At 55.7% G+C, this 16,722-nt stretch carries 14 protein-coding genes and 1 tRNA gene; 7 read left to right on the forward strand and 8 right to left on the reverse strand.

Annotated features, from left to right (window positions below):
- From JQ567_RS10345 to JQ567_RS10375, 7 genes are all read left to right on the forward strand, one after another.
- The coding region (locus JQ567_RS10345) for a hypothetical protein (RefSeq protein WP_212438718.1) at positions 1-236 on the forward strand (236 nt) is incomplete at its 5' end.
- A 158-nt stretch (positions 237-394) separates the two neighbouring features.
- Positions 395-1,819 (forward strand): outer membrane protein, encoded by a 1,425-nt coding sequence (locus JQ567_RS10350; protein ID WP_212438719.1) that lies wholly within the window; start codon positions 395-397, stop codon positions 1,817-1,819.
- 1,885 nt (positions 1,820-3,704) lie between these two features.
- Positions 3,705-3,851 (forward strand): LPXTG cell wall anchor domain-containing protein, encoded by a 147-nt coding sequence (locus JQ567_RS10355; protein WP_212438720.1) that lies wholly within the window; start codon positions 3,705-3,707, stop codon positions 3,849-3,851.
- A complete protein-coding gene (locus tag JQ567_RS10360) occupies positions 3,848-4,459 on the forward strand; it encodes a hypothetical protein (RefSeq protein WP_212438721.1) in 612 nt (203 codons plus the stop codon). Before JQ567_RS10355 ends, JQ567_RS10360 begins: the two co-directional genes overlap by 4 nt.
- A 1,274-nt stretch (positions 4,460-5,733) precedes the next feature.
- Positions 5,734-5,823: transfer RNA gene (locus JQ567_RS10365), tRNA-Ser, on the forward strand.
- Positions 5,824-6,148: 325 nt separating this feature from the next.
- Complete coding sequence (locus JQ567_RS10370; protein WP_212438722.1) at positions 6,149-6,589, forward strand: hypothetical protein; 441 nt, start codon at positions 6,149-6,151, stop codon at positions 6,587-6,589.
- A 124-nt stretch (positions 6,590-6,713) separates the two neighbouring features.
- Positions 6,714-7,058: a hypothetical protein gene (locus JQ567_RS10375; RefSeq protein WP_212438723.1), complete on the forward strand. Its 345-nt coding sequence runs from the start codon at positions 6,714-6,716 to the stop codon at positions 7,056-7,058.
- A gap of 186 nt (positions 7,059-7,244) precedes the next feature.
- On the opposite strand, the gene JQ567_RS10380 is transcribed toward JQ567_RS10375, so the two are convergent.
- From JQ567_RS10380 to JQ567_RS39030, 8 genes are all read right to left on the reverse strand, one after another.
- Positions 7,245-8,144 (reverse strand): hypothetical protein, encoded by a 900-nt coding sequence (locus JQ567_RS10380; RefSeq protein WP_212438724.1) that lies wholly within the window; start codon positions 8,142-8,144, stop codon positions 7,245-7,247.
- A 20-nt stretch (positions 8,145-8,164) separates the two neighbouring features.
- Positions 8,165-9,004: a hypothetical protein gene (locus JQ567_RS10385; protein WP_212438725.1), complete on the reverse strand. Its 840-nt coding sequence runs from the start codon at positions 9,002-9,004 to the stop codon at positions 8,165-8,167.
- A 529-nt stretch (positions 9,005-9,533) separates the two neighbouring features.
- Positions 9,534-10,277 (reverse strand): class I SAM-dependent methyltransferase, encoded by a 744-nt coding sequence (locus JQ567_RS10390; RefSeq protein WP_212269823.1) that lies wholly within the window; start codon positions 10,275-10,277, stop codon positions 9,534-9,536.
- An 859-nt stretch (positions 10,278-11,136) separates the two neighbouring features.
- Positions 11,137-11,649 carry a hypothetical protein gene (locus JQ567_RS10395; RefSeq protein WP_212438726.1) on the reverse strand — a complete coding sequence of 171 codons (513 nt, stop codon included), beginning with the start codon at positions 11,647-11,649 and terminating at the stop codon, positions 11,137-11,139.
- A 324-nt stretch (positions 11,650-11,973) separates the two neighbouring features.
- The gene (locus tag JQ567_RS10400) at positions 11,974-12,396 is read right to left on the reverse strand and encodes a hypothetical protein (protein WP_212438727.1); all 423 of its coding nucleotides are present in this window, start codon (positions 12,394-12,396) and stop codon (positions 11,974-11,976) included.
- Between the two features lie 399 nt (positions 12,397-12,795).
- On the reverse strand, positions 12,796-13,581 hold the full coding sequence (locus JQ567_RS10405; RefSeq protein ID WP_212438728.1) for a hypothetical protein: 786 nt from the start codon (positions 13,579-13,581) through the stop codon (positions 12,796-12,798).
- 588 nt (positions 13,582-14,169) lie between these two features.
- Entirely contained in the window at positions 14,170-16,284 is a 2,115-nt protein-coding gene (locus JQ567_RS10410; protein WP_212438729.1) for a VapE domain-containing protein, read from the reverse strand.
- Positions 16,285-16,418: 134 nt separating this feature from the next.
- On the reverse strand, positions 16,419-16,664 hold the full coding sequence (locus tag JQ567_RS39030; protein ID WP_409363593.1) for a helix-turn-helix transcriptional regulator: 246 nt from the start codon (positions 16,662-16,664) through the stop codon (positions 16,419-16,421).
- Positions 16,665-16,722 lie beyond the last annotated feature (58 nt).

The raw sequence follows: 16,722 nt of genomic DNA on the forward strand, positions 1-16,722 counted from the left end.
GACAGCCCGAAATTACCTTGCCATCGTCACTGTCGCCGCCATCGTCTTATGGATGCGATAAGTGTCCACGCCACCTAATGGGCGGAGGCATGAGATGGACAAAACCTCAATATTCTATCGAGTTTTCCGCCGATCAACTCAGGAGCATGGGCGCGAAGGGTATTGGAGAGGACTCGATCTCTGAAGAGTGGGACGTGACCGAATTTGTATCAAGCGGTGATCTTGCAATCAGTTGAACGCTGGTGATCGGGCAGATTGGAAAACGTGAACGCGCCGGAAAATTCGCAGAATTTTATGGATCGCAGATTCCCGCTCAGGCGTTGCGGCGCGATCACACCTGCATCCGCGCGATTTGATAGAGTGAATCGGGTCATACGATTAAAGGGTGCTGGGAATGAAGCGTGTGCTGCTTGGTATGGCGATCGCAATCGCTACTGTCGTAACCGCTCAAGCGGCGGATCTTCCCGCCAGGCCGGCAAAGGCTCCGATCGCCGCATCCGTCTATAGCTGGACGGGTTTCTATGTTGGCGGCAATTTCGGATATGGAGTCGGACACAATTCCAGCGAACCGTTCTTCGGCGCACCTCCGACCGACAGGGTAACACTCGCCCCGCGCGGCGTGCTCGGTGGCCTACAGGTCGGATACAATTGGCAGGTAGGCAATTGGGTGCTCGGCGCCGAAGCCGACTGGCAGTGGACGGACCAAAGGGATTCTTATTGCTTTAACTGCATCAGTTTCCCTCCTGGCGTCATTGGTCGTGGCGTCGCCCAGGAGATGCCGTGGTTCGGAACCGTGCGCGGGCGGTTGGGATATGCGGCCGGACCGGCCCTGTTCTACGCCACCGGCGGCGCGGCTTATGGGGAAATCCGACAGACCCTGGATTGCTGCTTCGGAGCGCCGTCGGCGACCGCAACGAATAGCAAGACGGGATGGACCGCCGGCGGCGGCATCGAGGCCGTGCTGGCCGGCAACTGGACTGCCAAGGTCGAATATCTCTACGTCGATCTCGGCAGTGTTTCGAACACGCAGATCATCCCTCTCGCCTTCGGCGGCGGTACGCAAGTCGCCACCAGCGACGTGCGCAACCATGTCGGACGCGTCGGCGTGAACTATAAATTTGGCGCCCCGCCGGCCCCGGCAGCTGCGCCTATGTTCGCCAAAGCTCCCGCTCTGCTCGCCTACAATTGGACCGGCGCTTACGTCGGCGGCAACGTCGGCTATGGCGTCGCCCGCAATGCAGCGGTCCAGACCTTTGTACTGCCCAATGATCAGCTCACCATCGCGCCCGACGGCGTCGTCGGTGGCGCGCAGGTTGGCTACAATTGGCAGGTGAGCAGTGTCGTCCTGGGTCTGGAAGGCGACTTTCAGTGGAGCGGCCAGAAGGACACGATCTGCAGACTATGCCAGCCGACGCTGGGCACTCTGACGCAGAATTTCACCCAGGAGCTATCGTGGCTCGCAACGGCGCGCGGACGGCTGGGCTATGCCGCCGGACCCGCGCTGTTCTACGTCACAGGCGGTGCGGCGTTCGGTGAGATCAAGACCGCCATCAATCAGCAGGTTCCGCCCCTGAACCAGACCACGCACTTCAGCGACACCAAAACCGGCTGGACCATCGGTGGCGGCATCGAGGCCGCGCTCGGCGGCAACTGGAGTGCCAAGGCCGAGTATCTCTACGTCGATCTCGGCAGCGCCACCTATGCGGTAACCCAACCTGGATTCGGACCGCTCACGCTGGTCACAGACTTGCGCGATCACGTCGGACGCGTCGGTGTAAACTACAAGTTCGGCAGCGGTCCGGTCGTCGCCAAGTATTGAGACGGCGGGCGAGCGGCGTTGGCAGCAACTCTCGCCCGGTCGACCACAAATCATGCATCGCATCGACCCGCGGACGACGTGCCCTGCTCTCTTCCACAGGAGCGCCATCCTCAAATTGGGTCCACGTTCGCATTGCGTTCGGCTCCGCCCTACCCTAAGCGACTGAAATTACTGGTTTGGAAGGGTGGCCGAGTGGTTTAGGGCACCGGTCTTGAAATTCGGGAAGAACCATCCGTTCTGGTAACCTACCATTCCGAGAAGTCCCGATTTATTGGGCTTCCCCGATCCCCACACCGACTCACGTCCCGCCCTGTCCCCCCGATATTCGGCAGTTGGGTAGCAAAATGGTAGCAAGCCCGTTCACTACTTGTTCGTAGGGCGGCGACGTCCTTAAGACGATTCCGAAATTTTTAATAAATGCGGACCAGCCTCCAGTCAGTGGCAGGAGGTGTACCATGAGTAATCATGACTTCGTGTCTGACGGATTCCTTGCGCTAATCGTGACTGCCCTTGTGCTGTTGTGCTCAGGTTGGCTCGTTCTCGCCTTCAGCTAGTCCTGGGGGGCGCCTCATCCCCCGGACGTAGGGCGTCACGCCGGGCGATTGAAAGAGGCCGCCACTCAGGAGCCCGATGTTGGCGAGGGCTGCGCGAGCCAACCGTAACCCCAATGCGGAACGACCGCGCGTAACGGCGGCGCGCCGCTGGTTTGTTGTGGACAACCGACTTTCGTCTTTAACTTTGTCGCCCTGTGCAAGACTTGTTGCCCAATTACGCCTCATGAAACCGGGGCTCCGCACCCTACCCTTTGTGGGAAGGGGGCGTCATGGAGTTATTTCGAGCTGAGAAGATTGCCACTGCTCGGGATCAATCAAACCATGACTGCCGCTTCTGCGCAGGAAGACTCACTCTTCTCAAAACGATCATGGAATCTGAAAGCGGAGTTGTCATTCATATGTTTGAATGCAAGCAGTGCGGAGAGCGCATTTGGACCGAGTAAGCCGGCAGGCACGGGCACTTAGCCAACAGCCCGGCAACCCCTCGGGAACGATAGCCTCCGCATTTGCGCCGACGAAAAAGCCCCGCCATTCCCGGCGGGGCTAGTGGGGTTGGTGCGTTTCGAAAAACGCGGGGCATTGTTACTGCAAGTCGGTTGGCCCTTCCGAACTGGTTCGGAGTCCCCGAGCTGGCGGTGATCAGAGTCGGTTGACGGACAGTAGGCCCGCCGGCACACAGGCGGGGCCGTGAATATCAGCTCAGGAGCGATCCGGGCTCAGGCACGAAACTGATCGCGGAGTTGTTCGGCCGGTTCGCTGCCGACAAATTCGATCATCATGTCTCGCGCCATGCGAATCTCATGGTCCGCAGCGCGGCATTTCCGTGCCTGCATCCGACATCAATACGCAGATGCAAAGCATTATTTAGTAGTGGTGGTATCGGTGTTCTCTTGTAGAATCACCGCAGTCGGCGCTTCCGATTCATCTCGTGAGACTAAATCGCACTTGATGGATGAACATAAGTATCTATCAACCCCTGCATATTGGTCATTTCTACCGCCTCGCCGGAAGGTCCTCCACCAACGCGCTTATGGATTTCCACCATTCGAGTGCCATTACCCGCAAAGTAACCGACTTGGACTTCTAAGTTGGCGCACCAAGACGTTTGTTGTCCTTGGACCCGCAGTCTGCGCACGGGTCTCGGGCGGGAGCGCGTATATCAAAAACCGCCGGTCGTTGACCACGGTAACGGCGGCCACCGAAAGACACTGGCAGATCAAAATTGTTCATACCCACGTTGGGGTACCTCCATTGCGGCGAACACAGGTGGACCGAACATAAAGACTCTTCCGATAAGCTCCTTACGACTTGCCCACTGGAAGGGGAAATAAATGGATCTGCTGTCGTCGATCAACTTGCCGTACTGGCTAATGATCGCGGGGGCTCTTTTAGTGGCGATAGGCTTCCTTGGTCTTGCATTTACCCGGAACAAACAAGCCGCGAATAATCCTGATTCAGAACTGAAGGCGAAGAAATGAGTCCCCTTGTTTTCTGCGAGCGGAAAAAGTGGGGAATTGCGGTTTGCGGGCTTGTAGCGGGACTACTCGCGCTGAGCGTGTCGGTCGCAGCCGCTGCCGAGATAAAGCCTTTTGATCTCGAAGACGATCACGTCGAACTTTCCATCTCCGGCAATATTGCGCCGGGTGACGCTGACTTACTGCAAGCGCGCATCAGGGCGGCGAACGACGCGGGCAAACTGGTGACCTCGCTGCGGTTGCACTCTGATGGCGGCAACTTGCGAGAAGGTGTCCTGCTGGCAGCCGTGGTCAAGTCTGCAAAAATCTCCACGAATGTAGGGCGGAACTCAACTTGCGCATCAGCGTGCTTTCTCATTTTTGCGGCCGGGGAGACAAAAAACGCAAACTATCGCGCCCGCATCGGAGTGCATGGCGCCGCCGATAAAGGTAACGACTCTCGTTCTGCAACAACGTCGATGGCAAGCGTTGCAAAAGAATTGGGGGTTACCTCGTCAATCATTCGCCGCATGTTAATCACGCCATCCAGCGAAATGGTATGGCTTAGCCTTGCAGATCTTCAATCGATGGGAACGAATGTCACTCGCGGCGGCGACGGGCCAGAGCGATAATGAGCACGGTGACTAATTTTTGATCCCACTCAGCGATACGTCTTCCTGGAGGCCTACGGCGTGACGCTGCGCGGCCAACGGCACAGCCACGCCAGCCACCTCCTCACTTCCAAGATCCATCCGAAGATCGTCCGAGAGCGATTCGGTCACCCCTCGATCGCGATCACCGGTCTTGAAAACCATGACTGGCCATACCAGTCGGTCGCGCCTGGTGCCAAAGAGCCCATAAATACCGGGGTTTTCGCAGCCGAGCTGGTTCTCTGGTCGTGTCTCGTTCCACTCCGTCCCAACCGTTGGTTTGCAAAAGTGCTAGCAAACCTCGCACCTTCTGGAACGGTCGCCGTATCAGGAGCCGGGGATTTGGAGTTACCCAAGGGGCGTCATCGACCGGACCACGGGCAATATGAGAGTGTTGTGCTCCCGGCTCCAAGGGACGCGACACATGTCCAAATTCGACCCGCCGAGACTTCCTTTTAAGCGCCCACGTTTCGATTGGCTGTTCTGGGCATCCGTTGTCGGGTCAACGTGTTTGCTTGCCCTGTTCATAGGCGAACTCGGCACATAGGCGGTCGCCCGTCAGAATCATCGGCACACGGGCGTCCCTCGGGAACGATAACGCGGTATCCGCATTTGCGCCGACGAAAAAGCCCCGCCATTCCCGGCGGGGCAAGTGGGGTTGGCGTTTCGAAAAACGCGGGCATTGTTACCGCAAGTCGGTTGACCCTTTCGAACTAGTTCGGAATACCCCCGGGCTGGCGGTGATCAGGGTCGGTTGACGGACAGTAGGCCCGCCTGCGCACCATCGGCACACAGGCGGCAAACTTTCAGATGCCGGCGAGGCACTTGCCGAGCAACGCGAAGCAAATCCTGATCTTGAAGCAGGCGCGCCCTGCGTACAGTCGCATCAGGCGCATCAGGCAAGAACCCCGGCTGCCAGTCCTGACGGCTCGTTATCCTCATGAACCGCCTCACCGCCTTCGTCCTCAGGTGCGGCCCCGTCGTGCTCGTCCTGCAGGTCTTCGCGGTTTCCGGCCGCCCATCGGGTTTGATCCCCGGTTGCGGTCGTACGGTCCGTACCCGCAACATTGCCGCTCGATCGAACCTAGCGACGGTTCCTGCTCGTCCCCACTCAGCTCGTCTGCCGACGCCATCAACGCCGCATTGGCAAATCTGGGCGAGGCATAGTACACGGACCCCGTTGGTTCGCATTGGGTTAGCAGAGTGCGGGTTTTGTTCTCTGCTACAGGCTAAAAATCCCAATAAAATCAACGCGCGGAAGGGTGGCCGAGTGGTTTAAGGCACCGGTCTTGAAAACCGGCGTGCCTGCAAGGGTACCGTGGGTTCGAATCCCACCCCTTCCGCCAGTCAAGTCAAAAAGCCAAATGGTTTCAGTGTGTAGGTCATTCGACTGACCACTTGTGACTCACCATCAAGGCGGAGCGTATATCTTTTATCATGGGGTCGAGTGTTCGATTCTCTCCGCGCTCACCAAAAAACCCTTCTCCCGCAGTAACTTCTTGACTTTTCGGAAGTGTATTGTTGATTAAATGCAACCAGAAATACGAATTAGTTAGCGAATTCCAGAAATGGTTGGAAAACTGGCTTTTCGACGTCGCTTCGTGCACCGCTTGCTAACGGCCGATCAACGAGATGCTATGACGCGCAGTGAGTGTTGGGGGGACACTTTCGATGGCAGGCCGACTGACTAGACTGAACGGATGGCGTCGCCTCTGGCTGGTCGCAACCGCTGCCCTTGCCATTTGGTTCGTTGTACTGTGGCCCGTGCAGGCGCTGAAGGATCAGGAGACCGGCAGAAACTCCTACGACCGCGCCATCGAGCAAGACTTCGCGAGCGGACAATGCCGAACCTATCAAACCGGCCCGTTGGAACGGCTGCCTGAGCCAGGATTTAACGATGGCTGCTGGCACATCTACACGAGCCGCAAATACGACGCTGCAGTTCCTTACACGCTTGAAGCTTATAGAAATAACAATTCCGCCAAGGCTCGGGAGCACTATCTTACGGCATTAGGTATGGGTGTTGCCGGAACGGCCATCGTCAGCGGCCTTGTGTACTTCTTCGGTTGGTTGATTGGCTGGATTTTTGCTGGCTTCAGACCGCAGCATTGATTCGAAATCGCTCCCTGCGGCGCGCGGGTTGTGGCGTGCGCCGCCTATAAATGGCGAGCAGTTTTTGGCGCGGCTCTATTGATCTCGACAAAAGGGTGAGCTTGGCTGCGATCGGGGGTGTGCCATGAAACGCGCTGAGGATTATGCAGGCGGTGCGGTTAGTCTCGTCATCTTTGCGACGTTGGCCGCGATTGCTTTGACCCTCACCTATCAAGTGCTGTCGTGGCTCAAGCTCGGCGTCTGGCCGGGATACTCGATTGCGCAGATGCTGACTGAATTCGGCATCCCTCGACCAACCGCGGCTTGGATCGGCGTTCAGCAAATCATCGACGGTCTGCTGGAGCTGCATGCCAGTGTGGCCATGCTCGCCGCTGGCGTCGTGGTGTCCGGCGGCGTGTTCTACGTGGTGCTGTGGTTGGCCCAGACGCTTCAGCGACTGTTCAGCCCGCTTCCGCCAAGGCGGCCGTAGCCGGGCTTCCATGACATTGATCAACGAGGTTGTCGAAACGTTGCCTATGTCCTTACAAGCCCACAGATCACCCTCAGCAGCTTTTAATAGCCATGTTGGGGGCTATCTCCGCCCAACCGGCATGTCCTCAATGGCGTCAGTGAACAACGCGTCATGATGCGCGCAGCTACGCACAGTCTGTCTATCTCAGGCTTGGGGACTACCATTCTCATCGAATCGAGCCGCCATGATAATCAGTAGCCCCTCTACAGCGTGACGTATTCGCTGAGCCTCATCCATTGTGTACGTACGTTCAACGTGCATGGTCGTGTTCCGCCAGCCGTTCCTTACAGCGTCCAACGAAACGTAAAGGTCTTCAAAACGTTTCGCGTCAGGCAACATCTTTTCGACCGCCGTAGGCCACTTCAAATTCGTCGCTGACTTAATCTGGGCTAACATCTGACCCCAGTTTTTGTCGGACCCTCTGACGGGGTTCGGCACGCCAAGACATGACGCTGTCGCCCTCACAGCTACTTCCATAACGCGCATCAAATGAAACACGCTCGCTGTACTTCGTTCTAAAGCGAGGCAGTTCATAGCTTCGTCTATATCAACGACCGCTGATGGAAATTTGAGACGAATATCTGCTGAGAATTGCTGGGTGTTAAACAACTTACCCAACTCGTTACTCAACCCGATGAACTTTCTATCCCTCAGTTCGTCAATTAAGCGGAAGATAAGCTCGCCGACATCCTTATCTTCAGCGAGCCTCTCGTTTTTGTCTACGGCTTCCTTAAGCCTCTTTGCGGCGGCTAGGGTTACCGGTAACTCGAATTCCTGAAGATGCCCAATCAACTCGGTAAGCGCTGCGGAAATTCCATCCTGGATTGCTTGCCGATTCTGAGTGCGCGCTTTTTCAAAGTTGAGGTCTGTAGCGACGGCACGCTGGCTTAGCTTGCGCGAAACAAAACGATCGATAAACCTAAACGGAATCTCTGGTGCTAATGGCTTTAACGCTTCCATCGGGCCCTGCCACGTTATCGAGGCTCGGGCGACTCCAAGCGCGTGAATGGCCGTAACCAGTTTGTAAAGTTCAAACTCCTTCATGACGGCATTCCTAATCTGCTCTACTGTCTGGACAACTCCCACAGCTCCTTGGCCATATCCTTTTCGTGTTCGAAGTGTTTGTCATAGTAGTCGCTCGCTTCTTTTGTGTAGCCGCCCTTTTTCTCGCTATCGTCATTCAACTTGACGATTTTCTGCTTGAGCACTTCGAAGGCAGCAAGTTCTTTATCGGACAGCCACCCGCCTTTGTCGGGCATATATTCGCTGATAACGGTCGAAAGACCTTTATTCTCCAAGCGTTCAATGGCCTTGAAGTTATCATTTTTCTTTGACCACGGCGTTATGAGGTCGGAATGAGCCATCGAGGCAGCGTTGGCCTCCTGACTTTGGTTCGCGTGGACCTTCGCTGTTAAGTCACTTGCCTTCAACGTCGCGAAGCCTCTGACCACTCTCGTAAACATAAAGAAAAAGTCCGCTCTGACCATGCCGACCCAAGGTCGCACGATGACCGCGCGTTCATCCGACGTGACCTTCAAATCGCTGAGTTGCGCGTCAATATCGTCGAGAACGGCCTGCCTTTCGTTGGCCGTGGGAACGCCCATTCGATTGCCCCATGCGATAGTCAGATAACTCGCCCGGGCGCTGATGGCTGCCAGTTTGCGCACCCTTCCGATGATCTCCTCGGCACGATCTAATGTCTCGCGCAGCTCGACTTCAACCTGCCAAACCTTCAACGTTTTGATTTGAGAAAGGTAAAGTACAATACCGCACACGGCGAAGGCCAAACCCAGCGCTCCTGCTGAGATAACTTTCCCGTTCCACGCCTGAAATACCGCCAGGACCAAGGCGCAGATGCCCATCGCGAAACAGACGAACGCAAATATCTCTCGAAGCTTATCCATTTCGACCACCTTGGGCCTCGCCAATAAAATGGCCGGGACTGATGTCTCGGCCAAAAACCTAAGGTAGCGGGATTCCGTTCCCTCAGCTACAGCCTACTTCACTGTACTGCACAACCTTATCAAACCGGTTGTCCAGCACCCGGCCGTTATTCAGGACGCAAGGCCGTTGTCTCAGGAGTGCATGGTGCTTGGGAGATTGGATACCGCCACAGGTGAACCTTAAACACGGATTTTCGGGGCAACGGCAATCACGACCACGATGAGCACCGCAGCCCCTATCGCCAGATGCCATCAGCGCCGATGCCGTCGAGGCCTTGCGTGCGGAAAGCGTCGACGGCGCGGCTCGCGAGATCGGCTTGGTCAATCGCTTTGGTGAGCGATCGCAATCCACAAATAAGTTCAACAATCCTGGCGGAGTATGGGTCCGTGGTCCGCTTTAGGGCGAACTCCGGACGTAACGGGCATCACGCCAAAGGTCCGAAAAGTGCCACAACCGGACTCATGCACCGCAGCATTCAGCGCAAGCAAATCAATCTTGCTTTCCGAACAAATGCAGCTCCGTTACATAGGGGAATTCAATCGTGTCGCGGTCGCTTAGCAAGAGGTCGCTCTCGATGATGCTCTTGACCTTGGTCCGCACAATGTTCTGCTCATCCTCCGGTAGAACCGCAATGAAGCTCGTCGACAAAGCGCGGTCCACGATTCCAGTTGCTGGCATGGGCTGGCTGAAGGCATAGTTTCTGCTCGCCAGATGCCTGAAGCGGGCATCATCGAAGATGACACGCCACTTTCCGGTTGATTGCCGCGGCGTATCGCCGGCATAGGTGTCCATGATCGTGGAAAATGCGGCGACCCACGGTACACGATCGTCCCGCACATTCCAAATCAGGGCGAGTGCACCGCCTGGCTTCAGAACGCGAAGAATTTCGCGCGTCGCCTTCTCATAGTCGAACCAATGGAAGGCAGTCGCGCAACAGACAAGCTCCGCCACGTGATCGGGAACTGGAATCAATTCGGCGCTACCTATGAGCATCTCAACCGTCGCGAGACGATCGACAGGGATGCGTGCAGCCATCTTCTCGATCGGTTCCACAGCCAAGATGCGGCTTCCGGTCAACGCCAAAAGCTCGGTGAACTTTCCGGTGCCGGCGCCAAGATCGATGATCGTGCCGGCGAGAGGAAGGTCGGCGAGCAATGCTCCGGGATATTCGGGCCGCCCCGCGACGTACTCGCCAACTTTGCTTGTATAGCCTGCGGAAACCGAAGAGGTCATGGTTCGATGTCACGAGCCGGAAGGGTCGGCAGCATATCGACTTGAGAAACAAAAGTCAGCCGAAACGTCAGACATTACTGCGGCCGATCAGCAGATTGTCTGCCAGATGGAATCTGATGTGGGTCATTTTTGACCAATTGCTGTCCGAACGAAGTCTGGTTTACCCCTGTTAGCGACCGAACTGCTGACATTACTACTAGTCCGATTCGTGCCAACAACCGACATTAGCTATGGTCATGCATTACCGAGCGTTTGTGCATGACGACGAAACAGGCGATGACCTTCAGCGCCCGTGCGCGTATTGTTGCAGTATGTGAACGAATGCTACTTGGAAACAGCCGGTGACACTGGTTGGACTCATAGTTGCAAGCTTTGGGGTGGCCTTCATGTTTGGGGGGCACCCCGTTATTTCCGCGATGCTTCTGCTTCTGGCCTGGGTGCTGGTGTTACTGGACGAAGACATGAAGTCTGGTTGAGCGAGTCAGACAGTCGGAACATAGCCTTCGGGCTTGGCGCGCAGTCCGATGGCCGCAGCGAAGTGACAGCCTGCGCGGGGCTTCGGCGCGCGGGCGAGCATTCTGATGATGTTGCCGAACATCAGCCGGGCTTTACCAAGGAACCTAAATTGATTGAGAATGCCAATGTCCGTTTGGGGTCAAAAGCTGACGGCGATGCGTCCCCGCCCCTCGTCCGCTCTGACCTCAACAGCGGACATATCGGCTTCGAATGCCGTGCACTAGCCGTCCCTTGTTCCTTCGGAGAAACGTCCTCAATGGTCAATCGTTTTTGCGAATGGCATCGAATCGTCAATCAATCCAATAGGAGTTGCGGACGAGGCGTCCGCCAGCGTTCATTTCGCTCAAACGGTTCTCTTGACCCCGGAGGGGCGTAAACGTGCCCAAAACTCAGGATTACGGCTGCGCTCTTCGGCTACTGCATTCCGTTGTTCACTGTAAATCCTGCTCATGGGTGTCGCAGCGTCTATATCCTCAAGCGGGGTGCCGATGAACAAATGCGTCCCGATGGACCCCCACCAATCGTCGGCCTCGTTGAGCGAATTGGACGGATTTTCAAAAAACAATTTTAGGTCGCGAGGGGATTCAAAGGATTTATCTCGTTGCCCATGGGCAAAATATAGAGCTATTTGCGTTAAAATGGGCCCATTGATTGAAAGATAACTGTCGTGCGTGAGAGATAGCACACGTCGGTTACGATCGAACTGGAGAGCAGAGCACCTGATCACGTCGGCCTGTCTATTGGATGCATACTTGCCGTGTTTGCGATCGTAATCCTTCACCCATTCAAAGCGCTCTAAGCCGCCTGACCCGAACGTATAGATGATAGGTTGTGGATGCGTCACGCTATATATCATCGCAGTACTCCCTAAAAATTCTCGCGGCCTCATCCTCGGTTGCTGTGATCGGGATGATCGGTGTTGGAAAAATCGCGATACTGATATCGTTACGCAACGTTGGTGGTCCGTAGCCCTTAAGCGCACGAGCATAAGGACGAGCGTCACGTTCGCTATCGTCACCACACCGCGCGCTCCACCGCGCGTGCCACTCCTTACATCGCGCTTTCCATTCGTTATAATACTGGCGTTGGTCGTCGCTTAGGCTACCAACCCGTGCAGCAAGTGAGTTCGCTGGCTTGATGATCGCAACGAGTGCATCCAATCGTTTGCGGTCACGCTCACTCAGCGGCATTCTAGCAACTGTTCCAATTCGCTAAGGCGATTGCGTAAGTCGTCGATATCCGCAACGGATTTAAGCTTCTCAATCGCGGTTGCAATTGCCTTCATTTCGTCTGCTGAAATGTCGCCGGCAAGAAACGCTTCCTTGATATCATCTGGGTCTGCCCCGTGCATTTCTTGGGTTCGCGCATTCGGTAGACAATAGCGGAGAACAAGCGTAGTCGCCCATTGCTCCTTAGCGTCCAGTGCGTCCGATAGATTAGCGACGGCGCGATTGCCCATTGCTCTAACGGCTTTCATAAGGTCGCTTGATTGCTTATTCTTGCTCCCTAATGGCCGCCCCGGACCGCGCAACCATCGTCCCTTTTCATCGCGATCCCCGTTTAAGATAACGGGATTTATGGACAAGGGCGTGACGTTGTTCATAGCTAATCCAATGGACAGAGACATCGTGAGTGTTCAAACATGCGGCCACGGCCTTTATCAGCGAATGAGGAATTGCCGCGATCCTAACGGCTTTCGGAAAGCCGATCATTTAGCGCGTGGAGAACAACGGCCCGCGCATCGGAGACGCCTCGTAGAGTGCAGCCGCGTTCCACCGGAGCGCTGTTCTTAGACTCGAATACGGCGGCGAGGCTCGGCCCGCTTTTGACGCGCATTGAAGACCCTCCTGGCACGTCGAGATGATCGTCCAATAGACGAACGAGTTTGCCGAGCTTGCCTACGGTCGTTGTGTGAATGTCGCCAGGCATGATCATGCAAGCTCCCGATGAGTGACACATGACCGGACGGTGTAGCGACCCGTCCAGCCCTGTTGCGTGTGGTTTAATTTGCGATGGCGGCGCTCGTTAGAACCGCGTAAGCGTCGTCGATGGTGATCTCGCAAATCAGAGCTACGGCAGTGACGATGGACCGCAACACGTTTGCGGCGGCATCAACGTCGGCAAAACGGGCCTTGAGAGCGTCGAGCGAAGCTTTTGACGCAGCCATAGCAGCATCAACGTCCGCGCCGCTTGCCAGCGGGTCGGCGGCGCTTGCCTGCCGCTGAAAATTGGCCTGCAATCCCGCCCGCGCTACATGTGCGAGAATCATGAACTGGTCGCGCGCAATCGTGGCGAGATCGTTGGGCAAGGCGTCCAGTGCGCCAGCGTCCACAAGCCCGGAAAGCTGCTCAAGCGTGAACGATTGGATCATAGCGGCCTTGCCCGCAATGTCCGCAGCGTCGAAGTGCTTGACTGCGCGCCCGCGGATCATCTGTGTGGCGGACGTGGCTGCAATCGGCGTCATGGCAACTGCCATCGCTTTGTCGGCCGCCTGCCGGAAATCGATTGCGGCAGTTTGAAAGGCCATAAATGCCTTCCGCGTACCCCCATTGATCACAGCGGCGCGATTATTTTGCGGAACCACTTCCGGGAGAAATTGCGACGCATTTACGCGGACTGATCCGCACAGATTTTCAAGCGCAACAGCCATTTCGGAAGCGCGCTCAACGAGCGTCGGGTCTGAGAGACCATACGGGACGAAAACAGCGGCTCGCTGGCTCGATCGGGTATTGAGGAACGTGGTGTTGGTACCGCGCCCGACTATGACAGTTTGGCTTGCCTGCAACATGATGATTCTCCTTTTGATGCGCTCGATTTGTGATCCGCAAGCGCGTCAAGCGCCGGGCTAATCTTTGTTACAAGTATAGCGAGCTTATTCAAGTTGATGTTTGCTGATAATTACTTGTTTCAACTTATTTCTTTATCGCGTCAACCATCCCGATGCTAATCTTCATGCCATCATTACTGATCACAGCAAACAACGTCTAAGCAATAATCACCGCAAATATTGCGCGGCGATCATCGGTCGCAATGCATGCATCGCCGTCTAATCATCCGGAATTGGCTAGTCGGAGTGGTTAGCGAACAGACGCGGGACGAACATCGCAAAACAATTTCACATGCTTAAGTGACGCACCGGACGGACGGTATCTCCGCTCATAACTATGCGTGGCGTCATCCGGTGCATCCACATGGGCGCTCTTCAGTGGATGCAGGAAAGCCATTTGTCTTCAATCGGTCCATTCAGTGCATCCACTACATCCAGTAGAATTGACAGAGGCGTAAAGCTGCACTCCATAAGTTACGTAGTCATAGACGGCGTTTTAGGACGCTCCGCGCATCTAGTCCGGGAGTGGATGCAGCGGATGCAGGATCCCTATTTGACATAAAGCCAGGGGCCGCCGCGCTGCAATTGTCGGCGCTGATATCCGAGCGTTTTCAGAATTGCCGCAACGCGTTTGGTCATCGCGGCATTCAAGCGCTCATACGGCACGTTCAATGCACGGAATACGCTATCCATGCTCACTGGCATTCCGCCATTTACCGCACAATGCCGTGCAACGATATCGTGCCACGGGTCGGTTTCGCGACGTTCCTCTTGTTCGGCACGTGCCATTTGTTCTTGTGCGCCAGTCAACCACCATTGTTCACCGCGATTGAACCGCGCAATTGCCTCAGCCCACAATTGATCACGATCATCATGAAGGGCCTTGACATCAATCGTGCTGCATTTGACAGGCCAAAATCGACGATTGCCCGTTTGATCCTTCAAGTATCCTTCGTCGTTTGTGGTCGCGACAAACAGGCATTGTCGTGGGTGATCGCTCGCAATTTTATCATAAGGTGCGCGATATCGATCAATGCGCCTAGACATGAATTTCTTGGTCGTTTCAACGTCTGATCGTTTCAACGCGGAGAGTTCCGAGACTTCAATGATCCACTTCCCTGCTAGTTGGATTGCGGCGTCCTTCGATTGAAGATCGGGCAACTCATCGGTAAACCAGTCATCACCGGCGAGAATCCGAAAGCTAGTCGATTTCTGGATTCCTTGCGAACCCTCAAGAACTAACACGTGATCAGATTGGCAACCGGGCCGCATGATACGAGCGACCGCACCTACCATAAACTTAATACCGATCTGTGCGATATACGGCGATTGCTGCGCGCCGAAATACCGCGCCAGCATTTGAGGCAATCGTTCTACTCCGTCCCATTGCAATCTGCTTAAGTAGTCGCGCACTTGATGAAACTGGTTGTGCCTAGCAATAATGCTTACGGCGTCAAAGACGGTGTCCTTGCCGGGCGTTTTAAACAGTGCGTTCGCGAACAGTTGCGCATGTAATGTGTCAATCTCAGCCCAAGGCCGGGGAAACGTGCCGTTGCGATCCCAAGGTAGGGGCGTCATCGCGAATATTGTTTGGGAGAACTCATCAAACGCAAGGCGGATCGGGCCGTGAAGCAACTTTACAGTTTCGATCAGTGTGCTTTTTCCACCTTCAGTCGATGCTGTCGCGATGATGTTCGGATAGCCGTCCAGTGGTGCGATTACTTCGCCGTTGATTGTCTGCGGGATGGTGGGTTGGCCAAAGAGGAATTCAGCCTGGGTTTGCGGTGATGCTCTGCTAACCAAATAGGACCATCCAAGTTCTGTTCCGCTTGCTATCGATCGCCAAAGCTTCTCATTATCCGGGCTGCTATTCTTTCTATATTGCTTGCACCATCCGTCCCACATTAGCAGTATCAACCCATCATCGACGCCAAGCCCTGATGCCGATTGCCGGAAGGCGCACGAAATATTGCGCCATTCGTCATAGTTCATTTCATTCGGATTGATCGAATACAGCGCTTTCACTGCGTCCTCGAAACGAGGTGCGTTGTCCGTTCCGAGCGGCTTGCGCCTTTCGTGCGGTACGAATTCGTTCTGAATTCGGACATCGCCTGTCATCCATGTTGGCGGTTCGGCCATCTGGAGGGACAAATTCGCGCCGTACCATACGACATAACCGTCCTCACCGCGACGATCTAACCCCTTCCCTATTTGGCCGCTGTCAGTCTTCCAGCGGCGTCGATCGCCGCGCGGAATGGAAAAGTAGTAATGTCCGCCACCCGATGGCGTTTGCTTGGCAACGGTGTTTGGGATGATCCAGCTGTTTGCAGTGATTGTTGCAAAGCCATCTTTCCCGTTCTTTCGATCAACGTCCAGAACGTACAGACCGGATATGCTGCCCGTTCGGATGCCTATCAACGCAGTTGGCCAAACCGTCCACCACGCGTCGATCGCGGCGGCGTCTGTGGTAGCGAATTTCAGACCACCCTCTCCCTGGGGCGGTTCTGGCCATCCTAGGGCGGCTGCAACGTCTACGTTCGCGAATGGCCGCCTGGTTGCCGGATTGAGCGGAAAGACGTGGATGCCGAGAGAGGCCAGCCATCGCGCATAATCTAGCCACGACGGTGCGTTGCGCGCCTCGATTGGCTGCGCTATATCGGTCATTGTTGTATTCCTTATTGCCCGGCTCGCTCTGATCAGCGCGTCGGGCATTCTTCTGGGGTATGTCGGACGTTCCGTCCGCCAGTTTCTTTGAAATGATTCATAGACTGTCGCCGCTCACGAAAACGATTCACCGCTTAGGTGTTGCTGAGGCTTCCGGCGGCTTTGTACCGGTCGGCAACGTAGCTCTCGATGTCGCTGGCGAGATATCCGACCCGGCGAGGTCCTAGCGGGATTTTGCGCGGAAAGCCCCTGACTGTCTTTGCGTAGCGGCGCAAAGTGGGTTCTGAAATCGTGAGACGTTGGCAGACCTGACCAACAGTCAGAATCATAGTGTCCTGAGACATGGGGGACGCCTTTTGGGTTTTGGGTTGAGCAGGCATCCACCCGCGAACGCCGCGTTCTTCCTGCGGCTCAGGCCATCCGACCCGTGCGCCGCTG

This window comes from Bradyrhizobium sp. AUGA SZCCT0431 (assembly GCF_018131065.1).
In the GTDB taxonomy this organism is placed as follows: Bacteria; Pseudomonadota; Alphaproteobacteria; order Rhizobiales; family Xanthobacteraceae; genus Bradyrhizobium.

Coding starts and splice junctions, on each gene's coding strand:
- JQ567_RS10350 (WP_212438719.1), top strand. CDS start 395: ATGAAGCGTGTGCTGCTTGGTATGGCGATCGCAATCGCTACTGTCGTA.
- JQ567_RS10355 (WP_212438720.1), top strand. CDS start 3,705: ATGGATCTGCTGTCGTCGATCAACTTGCCGTACTGGCTAATGATCGCG.
- JQ567_RS10360 (WP_212438721.1), top strand. CDS start 3,848: ATGAGTCCCCTTGTTTTCTGCGAGCGGAAAAAGTGGGGAATTGCGGTT.
- JQ567_RS10370 (WP_212438722.1), top strand. CDS start 6,149: ATGGCAGGCCGACTGACTAGACTGAACGGATGGCGTCGCCTCTGGCTG.
- JQ567_RS10375 (WP_212438723.1), top strand. CDS start 6,714: ATGAAACGCGCTGAGGATTATGCAGGCGGTGCGGTTAGTCTCGTCATC.
- JQ567_RS10380 (WP_212438724.1), bottom strand. CDS start 8,144: ATGAAGGAGTTTGAACTTTACAAACTGGTTACGGCCATTCACGCGCTT.
- JQ567_RS10385 (WP_212438725.1), bottom strand. CDS start 9,004: ATGGATAAGCTTCGAGAGATATTTGCGTTCGTCTGTTTCGCGATGGGC.
- JQ567_RS10390 (WP_212269823.1), bottom strand. CDS start 10,277: ATGACCTCTTCGGTTTCCGCAGGCTATACAAGCAAAGTTGGCGAGTAC.
- JQ567_RS10395 (WP_212438726.1), bottom strand. CDS start 11,649: ATGATATATAGCGTGACGCATCCACAACCTATCATCTATACGTTCGGG.
- JQ567_RS10400 (WP_212438727.1), bottom strand. CDS start 12,396: ATGAACAACGTCACGCCCTTGTCCATAAATCCCGTTATCTTAAACGGG.
- JQ567_RS10405 (WP_212438728.1), bottom strand. CDS start 13,581: ATGTTGCAGGCAAGCCAAACTGTCATAGTCGGGCGCGGTACCAACACC.
- JQ567_RS10410 (WP_212438729.1), bottom strand. CDS start 16,284: ATGACCGATATAGCGCAGCCAATCGAGGCGCGCAACGCACCGTCGTGG.
- JQ567_RS39030 (WP_409363593.1), bottom strand. CDS start 16,664: ATGCCTGCTCAACCCAAAACCCAAAAGGCGTCCCCCATGTCTCAGGAC.